Below are 10,763 nucleotides of genomic sequence, written 5' to 3'. Positions count from 1 at the left end.
GCCAGGCTCTGTCCTTCAAACAGGCCCACCACCAGACAATCGGTCTTGGTTGCCAGGAAACCATTTTGGCCCGCTTTGCTCCAATCCAAGGCTTTTGTGCTAAATTCCATCGCGCTTCCTTCCAGGGGCTTGTCCACCACGAAAGCTCCTATTATCCGCGATTTGCTGCCGCCGGTCCGCTATGCTTGCTAGCAAGCCCCCCGGCACCGACATCGCCCGCGCCGGCCGGCAGCCCGGAACCGACTCCGCATGATCTTTCAACAAGCCTTGCGTCGCGAGCTCGCATACACCGCCGGCGCGGTGTTTCTGGTCATGCTGACCTTCATGCTGACCTCGCTCGTAATCCGTATTCTCGGCATGGCCGCCAATGGCCAGGCCAGCCCCAATGACGTCCTGATGCTGATCGGCCTGGCCACCATTGGCTATCTGTCGATCCTGCTGTCCGCCACCCTGTTCATCTCCACCCTGATCGTGCTCACGCGCTGGTACAAGGACTCGGAGATGGTGGTGTGGTTCTCGGCCGGCATCTCGCTGCGCGACCTGGTCAAGCCGGTGCTACAGTTTGCCGCGCCCTTCATCATCATGTCGCTGCTGTTGGGCATGTTCGCCTGGCCGTGGGCCAACCAGCAAAGCGCGCTGTTCCGCGACCGCTTCGAGCAGCGCGGCGTGCTGTCCATGATCGCCGCCGGCCGCTTCATCGAGCCGGCCAAAGGCAATTACGTGCTGTTCATCGAAGGCATCGACGCCGACATGAAGCACGCGCGCAATGTCTTCGTGGCCAACGCCGAGGCCGACAAGATCGGCGTGGCGCTGGCCCACCAGGGCCAGTTCCAGACCATGCCCAACGGCGACCGCATGGTGGTCATGGAAAACGGCCGCCGCTATGCCGGCACGCCCGGCAAGATCGACTACCGCATCGTGGAGTTCGACCAGTACGCGGTCAAGGTGGACAACAAACCACCTGAGTCGGAAGCCAACCTCCCGACCAAGAGCCGCGACACCATCGACCTGCTGCGCAACCCCACCAACGAGAACCTTGGCGAGTTGCTGTGGYGCCTGTCGCTGCCGCTGCTGGCCTTCAACTTTGTGCTGATCGCCATCCCGCTTGCCTACGTCAACCCGCGCCTGGGCCGCTACACGCCCCTGGTCTTCGCGGTGCTGATCTACCTGACCTACAGTAACGTGATCAATCTCTCGCAGGCCTGGGTGCGCTCCGGCTCCATCCCGTTCTCGATGGCCTGGTGGCCGTTCCACCTGATCGCCCTGCTGGGCGCGGTGATGCTGTTCCGCTACCGCCAGAACCGCAGCCTGGGTGGCTGGCGCGCGGTCTTCGGCCTGCCCCGCAAGGGTGGCGCCCGGGGGAACCAGGCATGAAGGTATTGCGCGTCTACGAGCGTTATTTCGCGCGGCTGATCTACGGCGTCTTCGCCTTCATCCTGTTTGCGGTGCTGGCGCTGTTCGTGTTCTTCGACATGCTCAGCGAGCTGGAGAGCGTGGCCGGCCGCTACACCTCGCTGGTGGCGTTCTTCCACGTCATCCTGCAGGCGCCCACCCGCATCTATGAGGTGCTGCCGATCGCCGTGCTGATCAGCGCCATCTATGTGTTCTCGCAACTGGCCAGCCAGTCCGAGTACACCATTTTCCGGGTGGCCGGCCTGAATACGCGCCAGGCGCTGTTCTCGCTGTTCAAGCTGGCGATTCCGCTGGCCATCGCCACGTTTATCTTCGGCGAATTCATCGGCCCCAAGGCCGAGCAGTACGCGCAGAAGGTCAAGCTCGAAGCACTGGGCGCCACGGTTTCCGCGGGCTTTCGCTCCGGCGTGTGGGTCAAGGACCGCGACCGCGATGCCGCCAAGGGCCATGAGGTTACGCGCTTCGTCAACGTGGCCGGCCTGCGGCCCGACCAGAGCATCACCGGCGTCACCATTTACGAGTTCGACGACCAATACCGCCTGAGCGTGATCCGTGTGGCCAAGGAAGGCCGCTACGAGGGCGGCCAGTCMTGGCAGCTCACCGGCGTGACCGAGACCCACTTCCAGGAACTGCCCAGGGGCGAGCCCGGCAAGGCGGRCGCCCTGGCGCCGGCCTTCCGCGGCGAGCAGCACAGCGTGCCCACCATGGCCATGCGCTCCGAGCTGACGCCGCAGATCCTGTCGGTGCTGCTGGTGGAGCCGGAGCGGATGTCCACGGTGGACCTGTTCCGCTATATCCGCCACCTGCGCGACAACAAGCAGGACACCCAGCGCTACGAGATCGCCTTCTGGAAGAAAGTGATCTACCCGCTGACCCTGTTCGTGATGGTGGCGCTGGCCCTGCCCTTTGCCTACCTGCACGCACGGGCCGGCGCGGTGGGCGTGAAGGTGTTCGGCGGCATCATGCTGGGGCTGTCCTTCCACTTGTCCAACACCCTGTTCTCGCACGTGGGGCTGCTGCATACCTGGCCGCCCATCGTCTCGGCGCTGATCCCCGGCACGCTGTACCTGCTGGTGGCGCTTGGCGCGTTGCGCTGGGTGGACCGGCATTAAGCCAGCCAGCAAGCCGGCAAGCATCGAGGCTCGAAGATGAATACCACGCCCCTTCCCCGCCAGGCCATGGTGCTGTTCGGCCACGGCGCGCGCGATGCGCGCTGGCGCGAGCCGTTTGACCGGCTGCACGCCAAGCTGACGGCTGCGCTGCCGGATTGCGCGGTGCGCCTGGCCTTCCTGGAACTGATGACGCCTTCGCTGCCGGATACGCTGGCAACGCTGGCCGCCGGGGGCGTTACCGACATCAATGTGGTCCCGGTGTTCTTTGGCCAGGGCGGGCATCTGCGGCGGGACCTGCCGGCCTTGCTGGATGATTGCCGGGGCAAGCTTCCGGGTGTGACGATCCGCTGCGCGGCGGCTGTCGGCGAGGATGACAGTGTGCTGGATGCGATTGCGGCTTATTGCGCGGGGACGCTCGGCAGCGGCAACGCCTAGCGCCCACGTAGCCCCATCGAAGCACCTAAATGAAAAAGCCGGGCAACGCAACGTTGCCCGGCTTTTTTCATTTGGCGCGCCAGTGCTTCAGGCTGCGCGCGTTTCCACGTAGGCAACGCCGCCATCCACATCCTGCGGCACCGCCTCGCTAGCCCGCGAGGCCAGCGCTTCGCTAGCCCGCGAGGCCAGCGCTTCGCCGATCATCAGCAGGCTGGGATGCACCGGGTTGATCCAGGCCGCCGCCTCGCCCGCCGCCATCTGCCGCAGCGTGAACTGGCGGCTGCGCTGGTGCGCCGAGGTAGCGGCCTCGACCACCCAGGCGGGCGTGGAAGCCGGCTTGCCGTGCGCGATCAACTGCGCGGCGATGGATGCCGCCTGGTCGCGGCCCATGTAATACACCACCGTATCGGCCTTGACATCCGCCTCCACGTCGATCGTGTCAGCCGCCTTGGATTGCGTCGCAAACGCCACGCTGCGCGACACGCCGCGCTTGGTGAGCGGCTTGCGGATCGCGGAAGCCGCCGCCAGCGCGGCGGTGATGCCCGGCACGATTTCGTACGCGATGCCGGCTTCTTCCAGCGCCTGCAGTTCCTCGTCGGCGCGGCCGAACAGCATCGGATCCCCGCCCTTCAAGCGCACCACGCGCTCGAACTTGCTGGCCTGATCCACGATCTGGCGGTTGATGAACAACTGCGCGGTAGAGCGCTGGCCGCAGCGCTTGCCCACCTCGATCAACTGCGCCTGCGGACACCATGCCAGCATCTCGGGCGAGACCAGCGCATCGTGCAGCACCACCTGGGCTTCGCCCAAAAGCCGTGCACCGCGCACCGTAATGAGGTCCGCGGCGCCGGGACCCGCGCCGATCAGATAGACCTTGCCCATGCCATGCTCCTTCGCGCTCACTGGATCGATTTGCCTATGCACTCGCCTCAGGCGAATGCACGGATCATGCCAGCGGCCACGGTGTGGTTGGTGGCTTCGTCGATCAGCACAAAAGCGCCGGTCGCCGGGTTGTCGCCATAGTTGTCGCAGACGATGGGCTTTTGCAGCGAGATCTGCACCGAGCCGATATCGTTCAGGCCGATTTCGTGGCGGTCGGTCTCGTGCAGCAGCGTATGCACGTCCAGCACGCGATCCACCGACGACACGCGCGCAAACACGCTGGCCGTGGTGTGCTTGAGCACATACTTGCGGGCCGGATTGAGCGATTCGTCATCGAACCAGCACAAATCGGCGGTCAGCTTCTTGGCCGAAACGCTGTCCGCGGCGGCAGCCACGAACATATCACCGCGTGACACATCCACGTCTTCCGACAAGCGCACCGTCACGGTCTCGCCCACGCTGGCCGATTCGGCCACGCCGTTGGGGGTCAGCACTTCCGCCACCAGTGCATCGCGGTTGGCGGGCAGCACGCGCAGCTTCTGGCCCACGCGCACCGTGCCTGCCTCGACCCGGCCGGCATAGCCGCGGAAGTCGTCAGCCTGGGCGCCGTCCTGGCGGATCACCAGTTGCACCGGGAAACGCAGCGCGGCGTCACCTTCGGGTGCGGGTTCTTCCACCGGCAGGGCTTCCAGCAGCGGCAGCAGCGGCTCGCCCTGGTACCACGGCATGGCCTGGCTGGCATTGACGATATTGTCGCCACGCAGCGCCGACACCGGCACGTAGCGCACATCCTTCAAACCCAGCTGGCTGGCCAGCTCGGTGTAGGCCGCGCGGATCTGGTTGAAGCGCTCCTCGCTGAACTCGACCAGGTCCATCTTGTTGATGGCCACGATCACGTGTTGCAGTTCCAGCAGCTTCAGGATGGCCGAATGGCGCTTGGTCTGCGCCAGCAGCTCGGCGCGGCCGTCGGTCACGGTCACGCGGGTGGCGTCKACCAGCACGATGGCGGCGTGCGCGGTGGACGCGCCCGTCACCATGTTGCGGGTGTACTGCTCATGCCCCGGCGTGTCCGCGATGATGAACTTGCGGCGCGCGGTGGAGAAGTAGCGGTAAGCCACGTCGATGGTGATGCCCTGCTCGCGCTCGGCTTCCAGGCCATCGGTCAGCAGCGAGAAATCGATCTGCTCGCCGGCGGTACGCTTGTTCTTGGCGTTGGTCAGCGCGGTCAGCTGATCGGACAGCACAGCCTTGCTGTCGTACAGCAGGCGGCCAATCAGGGTGCTCTTGCCGTCGTCGACCGAACCCGCGGTGATAAAACGCAGCAGGCCTTGGTGTGTTGCTTGGGTGCTCATGTCAAATCCTTTCTTCATCCTGCGCAGCGCTCGCTCCGGCGCATAGGCGGGAGGCAGCGCTAGGCGCGTGAGGGCGACGTGTACATTGGTACACGAGCACTCTCGCAACGACGCGATGTGCCCGCCTATGCGTCCGGGTTAGAAGTAGCCTTCTTTCTTGCGGCGTTCCATCGACGCTTCGCTGGTCTGGTCGTCCATCCGCGTGGCGCCGCGCTCGGTGATCTCGGTCACGGCCGTCTCGGCGATGATTTCGATCGGCGAGGCCGCAACGCTGGCCACCGGGCAGGTGCAGCTGATGTCGCCCACGGTGCGGAAGCGCACCGAGATCACTTCGCTGACGTCGCCGTCCTGCTTCGGCGTGATCGGCGTGACCGGCACCAGCAGGCCGTTCTTCTTCACCACTTCGCGCTGGTGCGCGTAGTAGATCGGGGGCAGCTCAAGCGCTTCGCGGGCGATGTACTGCCACACGTCCAGCTCAGTCCAGTTGGAGATCGGGAACACGCGCATCTGCTMGCCGGCCGCCATGCGGGCGTTGTACAGGCTCCACAGTTCCGGGCGCTGGGCCTTCGGGTCCCACTGGCCGAACTCGTCGCGGAAGGAGAAGATGCGTTCCTTGGCACGCGCCTTTTCTTCGTCGCGGCGGGCACCGCCCATCAGCGCGTCGTACTTGTTGGCTTCGATGGTTTCCAGCAGCGTCACGGCTTGCGCGGCATTGCGGGAGTCGGTTTCCTTGCGCAGGCGCACTGTGCCGCGCTTGATGGAATCTTCCACATGGCCCACCACCAGGCGCGCGCCAAGCTCGGCCACGCGCTGGTCACGGAAGCGGATCACTTCCGGGTAGTTGTGGCCGGTGTCGATATGCACCAGCGGGAACGGCAGTTCGGTCTTGCGGTCGCCCAGGCGGAAGGCCTTGAGCGCCAGGTGCAGCATGACGATGGAGTCCTTGCCGCCCGAGAACAGCAGCGCCGGGTTGCGGCACTCCGCCACCACCTCGCGGATGATGTAGATGGATTCCGCCTCGAGCTTGTCGAGGTGATCGTTTTGCACTTGCAGCAGGTGCGCCACTTCCGGCGCGCCGGTCAGTTCGTTCATGATGCCCATTTCGTCTGGCCTCAATGCTTGATGTTCTGTTCGTGAAGCCCGCACTCTTTCGAGTCCTTGCTCTCCCACCACCACCGCCCGGCGCGTACATCCTCGCCAGCGCGCACGGCACGCGTACAAGGCTCGCAGCCGATGCTGGGGTAACCCTTGGCATGCAGCGCGTTGACCGGCACATTATGGCGCTTCAGGTAAGCCCACACCTCAGCCTCGCTCCAGTCGGCGAGCGGGTTGAACTTGGGAATGCCGCGTGCCTCGTCCATTTCCTCGAACGGCAGCTCCGAGCGCGTCACCGCTTGCTCGCGGCGCTGGCCGGTCAGCCAGGCGTCCGCATGCGACAGCGCGCGGTTCAGCGGCTCCACCTTGCGGATGCCGCAGCAGCTCTTGCGCAGGTCCACGCTGTCGTAGAACGCGTTCAGGCCATGGTTCTTCAGGTAGTTCTCCACTGCCTCGGGGTCCGGCGTGAAGCGCTCGATGTCGTAGCCGTAATGCGCCTTGACCTCATCCAGCACCGCCAGCGTTTCGGCATGCAGGCGCCCGGTTTGCAGCGTGAACACGCGGATGCCGGCACGCACCTGCTCGGTGCCGCGCAGGATGGCATCGGTCACCACCATGTCTTCGGCCGCCAGGCTGGACGCAAAGCGAGCGCGGAAAAAGCGGCCGGCGATCTCCGCCAGGCGCAGGCCCAGCTCACGCTCCTTGGCCGCCAGGTCCGCCACGCTGCCGGTGTACTCCGGCGCGGTCCACAGTGCCGGCGGGCGCAGTGACGAGACCGGAGCCTCGACGATAGCAATCTCACTCATGCCGTTTCCTTGCCCAGCGCTTCGGCGCGGTTGCGGCGGAACAGCGGCAGCGGCTCATCCACCGATGCCTGGTAAGCCACGGTGAACTCGGTGAAGCCCTTGATGGCGTCATCGATGTTCTTGTCCGCGCGCACCGCGAAGGCATCAAAGCCGCAGCGCTTCATGAAATTCAGCTGGTCGCGCAGCACGTCGCCAATGGCRCGCAGCTGGCCGGACCAGTTGTAGCGGGTGCGCAGCAGGTACGCGGTGGAAAAACCACGGCCATCGCGGAACACGGGGAAATCCACCGCCACCACGGCCACGCTGGCAAACGCGCCCTGCGCGTCAGCCGGCTCGTCTTCCGGCGCCAGCCAGATCCCGGTGATGTCGGCAGCGCGACCAGCCAGCACGCCGTCCTTGTGCGCCAGCCATGCGGTCAGCGGGAACAGCACAGCGTCCTTGCCTTGCGCGGCKGCGACGATTTGTTCGTCGGTCAGGGCCGCGMCCTCGGCACCGCGCAGCACCGTCCATGCATCGTCGATGATGACCGGAACCGGGTTGGCGCCTTCGCTGCGTTGCAGTTGAATAATCTTTGCCATGTCGTTATCTCCGGTGCTCAGGCTTCGGCGCGTTCGCGTTGTTTGTCGGCGTAGACGCGTTCCTTGAACGGGGCGATGCCGATACGGCCCAGCACGTCGATGAAGCGTTCGTCGTCATGGCGGTTGGCCACATAGGTGTCGATGATGTGCGACACCACGTCCGGCATTTCCTCAGCCTTGAACGACGGGCCGATCACCTTGCCGATGGCGCTCTTGTTGCCTTGCGCGCCGCCCAGCGTGACCTGGTACCACTCCTCGCCGTCCTTATCCACGCCCAACACGCCGATGTTGCCAACGTGGTGGTGGCCGCAAGCGTTGATGCAGCCCGAGATATTGAGCGAGATCTCGCCCAGGTCGTGCACGTAGTCCAGGTTGTCGAAACGCTCCTGGATGGCCAGCGCGATCGGGATCGACTTGGCATTGGCCAGCGAGCAGAAATCGCCGCCCGGGCAAGCGATGATATCGGTCAGCAGGCCGATGTTGGCGGTGGCCAGGCCGCCCTTCTTGGCCTCTTGCCACAGCGCATACAGATCGCGCTTTTTCACGTCCGGCAGCACCAGGTTCTGCTCGTGCGCCACGCGCAGCTCGCCGTAGCCGTAGCGGTCGGCCAGGTCAGCCACCAGGTCGATCTGCGCATCGGTGGCATCTCCCGGGGGCGATGCCGGGCCGGGCTTGGTCGACAGCGTGATGGCGGCGTAGCCCGGCACCTTGTGCGCATGCACGCTGCGGCTCACCCAGCGGGCGAAAGCCTTGTCTTCCAGCAGGTGCTTTTCATACGAAGCGTCGGTGTCCGGCAGCTTGTCGTAAGCCGGGGGCGCGAAGTACTGCGCCACGCGGTCGAACTCGGCCTGCGTGATGGTGGCGGGACCATCCTTGCTGTGCTGCCACTCTTCCTCGACTTCCTGCGCGAACTTCTCCGCGCCGATCGCCTTCACCAGGATCTTGATGCGCGCCTTGTACTTGTTGTCGCGGCGACCATAGCGGTTGTACACGCGAATGGCCGATTCCACGTACGACAGCAGGTGCTGCCAAGGCAGGTCTTCCTTGATCACCGAACCCAGGATCGGGGTGCGGCCCAGGCCGCCGCCGGCCAGGATGCGCAGGCGCGTTTCGCCCTCGGCGTTGCGGTAGGCGTAGATGCCGATATCGTGCATTTGCACCACGGCGCGGTCATCGGCCGAAGCGGAAATGGCGATCTTGAACTTACGCGGCAGGAACGCAAATTCCGGCTGGAACGTGCTCCACTGGCGCAGCAGCTCTGCCAGCACGCGCGGGTCCACGGACTCATCGGGCGTGACGCCAGCGAAGTGGTCGGTGGTGATGTTGCGCACGCAGTTGCCGGAGGTCTGGATGCCGTGCATCTCGACGCTGGCCAGTTCGGCCAGCACGTCGGGCACGCGCTCCAGCTCCATCCAGTTGTACTGGATGTTCTGGCGGGTGGAGAAATGACCATAGCCGCGGTCATACTCGCGCGCGATATGGCCCAGCATGCGCATCTGCTTGCTCGACAGCAAGCCGTACGGAATCGCCACGCGCAGCATGTAGGCATGGCGCTGCATGTACAGGCCGTTTTGCAGGCGCAGCGGCAAGAACTCTTCCTCGGTCAGTTCGTCGGACAGGCGGCGGCGCACCTGGTCACGGAACTGGGCTACGCGTTCGTTGACGATGCGCTGGTCGTATTGGTCGTACTGATACATGGTGTGGGTCCGTTCAGTATTCGTTAAATTCAGGAGACGAGCTTGATGGCCACCAGCGTCAGCGTGGTAGCCAGCGCGRCGCGCACCAGCCGCTCGGGCAACGCCCGCGACAGTTGCGCGCCCAGCCAGATGCYGGGGATCGAGCCCACCAGCAAGGCCAGCAAAAGGGCCCAGTTCACCGTGCCCAGCCACACATGGCCCAGGCCGGCAAGCGCCGTCAACGGGACGGCGTAGGCGATATCGGTGCCCGCCACTTCGGCAGGCTTCATGCGGGGATAGAGCAGCAGGATCAAGGTGGCGCCAACCGCACCGGCGCCGATCGAGGACACCGTCACCAGCACGCCGATCACGGCGCCCACCACGATGGTGGCAATGGTCTGGGCACGGCCTTCAAGCTGGAATTGGGGGTTGCGGGACAGCCACGCCAGCAGCTGCCTGCGGAACAGCAGCGACAAGACTGTCAGGATTACCGACACGCCGATGGTCATGCGGATCGCGTGCAGCCACTGCGCGTTAAGCTCGCCGGCGCTCTTGAGCACCAGGATGGCCACCACCGCCGCCGGCAGGCTGCCGATGCACAGGCGGCGCACCACCTGCCACTGCACATGGCCGTGAGCGCGGTGCGCCAGCGTGCCAAAACCCTTGGTGATGGCGGCGAAAGCCAGGTCGGTGCCAACCGCCGTGGCCGGCGAAAAGCCGAACAACAGCGTCAGCAGCGGCGTCATGAGCGAACCCCCGCCTACCCCGGTCAGACCGACGAGGACGCCTACTAGCAGACCGGAAACGGTATAGGCAAGAGACATTGGGGTTCACCGGGCCGGTAAGCGCCCGTTGCTGCCTAAAAGTGAGGCATGCGCACGGAGGTTCCGACCGTTCATTAACAAAGTTCGAGAATCGTAATAAACTGCCCTCATATCTCAAACTAATAAGAAGTTGTTTGTTTATACGAACACAGTTATATGAACCTGCATCAGTTCCGCTTTGTGCGCGAAGCCGTACGTCAGAACTACAACCTGACCGAAGCCGCTAAAGCGCTCTACACATCACAACCCGGTGTCTCCAAGGCCATCATCGAGCTGGAAGAAGAGCTCGGCGTGGACATCTTTACCCGCCACGGCAAGCGCATCCGCAGCCTGACGGAGCCCGGCCGCCGCATCCTGGAGTCGGTAGAAAAGATCCTGCAAGAAGTGGAGAGCCTGAAACGCGTAGGCAAGGACTACGCCGCCCAGGACCAGGGCAACTTCACCATCGCCACCACCCACACGCAAGCGCGCTACGCCCTGCCCCGGGTGATCGCGGAGTTTACCAAGCGCTACCCCAAGGTGCGCCTTTCCATACAACAGGGCAATCCCACCCAGATCGCCGACATGGTGCTGCACGACCACGCCGACAT

At 64.7% G+C, this 10,763-nt stretch carries 11 protein-coding genes; 4 read left to right on the top strand and 7 right to left on the bottom strand.

Features of this window, described 5'->3' with window-relative positions; translation table 11 throughout:
• Nucleotides 1-249 precede the first annotated feature (249 nt).
• The 3 genes from lptF to AC1DS3_RS28765 are packed head-to-tail and all read left to right on the top strand — an operon-like array spanning nt 250 to nt 2,960.
• A complete protein-coding gene (gene lptF / locus AC1DS3_RS28775; protein ID WP_477128432.1) occupies nt 250-1,374 on the top strand; it encodes an LPS export ABC transporter permease LptF in 1,125 nt (374 codons plus the stop codon).
• Complete coding sequence (gene lptG / locus AC1DS3_RS28770) at nt 1,371-2,525, top strand: LPS export ABC transporter permease LptG (RefSeq protein ID WP_477128431.1); 1,155 nt, start codon at nt 1,371-1,373, stop codon at nt 2,523-2,525. Before lptF ends, lptG begins: the two co-directional genes overlap by 4 nt.
• Before the next feature lie 36 nt (nt 2,526-2,561).
• Nucleotides 2,562-2,960: a sirohydrochlorin chelatase gene (locus tag AC1DS3_RS28765; RefSeq protein WP_477128430.1), complete on the top strand. Its 399-nt coding sequence runs from the start codon at nt 2,562-2,564 to the stop codon at nt 2,958-2,960.
• Nucleotides 2,961-3,047: 87 nt separating this feature from the next.
• On the opposite strand, the gene cobA is transcribed toward AC1DS3_RS28765, so the two are convergent.
• The 7 genes from cobA to AC1DS3_RS28730 form a co-directional block, all read right to left on the bottom strand.
• On the bottom strand, nt 3,048-3,842 hold the full coding sequence (cobA, locus tag AC1DS3_RS28760) for a uroporphyrinogen-III C-methyltransferase (protein WP_477128429.1): 795 nt from the start codon (nt 3,840-3,842) through the stop codon (nt 3,048-3,050).
• A gap of 47 nt (nt 3,843-3,889) precedes the next feature.
• Nucleotides 3,890-5,194, bottom strand: a complete 1,305-nt coding sequence (locus AC1DS3_RS28755; RefSeq protein WP_174427935.1) for a sulfate adenylyltransferase subunit 1 — start codon at nt 5,192-5,194, stop codon at nt 3,890-3,892.
• A 138-nt stretch (nt 5,195-5,332) separates the two neighbouring features.
• On the bottom strand, nt 5,333-6,295 hold the full coding sequence (gene cysD / locus AC1DS3_RS28750) for a sulfate adenylyltransferase subunit CysD (RefSeq protein ID WP_477128428.1): 963 nt from the start codon (nt 6,293-6,295) through the stop codon (nt 5,333-5,335).
• 11 nt (nt 6,296-6,306) lie between these two features.
• Nucleotides 6,307-7,095 carry a phosphoadenylyl-sulfate reductase gene (locus AC1DS3_RS28745; protein ID WP_459371775.1) on the bottom strand — a complete coding sequence of 263 codons (789 nt, stop codon included), beginning with the start codon at nt 7,093-7,095 and terminating at the stop codon, nt 6,307-6,309.
• On the bottom strand, nt 7,092-7,673 hold the full coding sequence (locus AC1DS3_RS28740) for a DUF934 domain-containing protein (protein WP_477128427.1): 582 nt from the start codon (nt 7,671-7,673) through the stop codon (nt 7,092-7,094). Before AC1DS3_RS28740 ends, AC1DS3_RS28745 begins: the two co-directional genes overlap by 4 nt.
• Before the next feature lie 17 nt (nt 7,674-7,690).
• Complete coding sequence (locus tag AC1DS3_RS28735; protein ID WP_441633205.1) at nt 7,691-9,370, bottom strand: nitrite/sulfite reductase; 1,680 nt, start codon at nt 9,368-9,370, stop codon at nt 7,691-7,693.
• Between the two features lie 29 nt (nt 9,371-9,399).
• Nucleotides 9,400-10,173 (bottom strand): sulfite exporter TauE/SafE family protein, encoded by a 774-nt coding sequence (locus tag AC1DS3_RS28730; protein WP_477128426.1) that lies wholly within the window; start codon nt 10,171-10,173, stop codon nt 9,400-9,402.
• Nucleotides 10,174-10,329: 156 nt separating this feature from the next.
• Between AC1DS3_RS28730 and AC1DS3_RS28725 the strand changes: the two genes are divergently transcribed.
• On the top strand, nt 10,330-10,763 hold a 434-nt coding region (locus AC1DS3_RS28725; RefSeq protein WP_477128425.1), incomplete at its 3' end, for a LysR family transcriptional regulator.

The organism is Cupriavidus sp. 01L46, from assembly GCF_056399905.1.
Note: the sequence above shows the minus strand (reverse complement) of the source record. Positions and strands in the feature narration are given on the sequence as shown.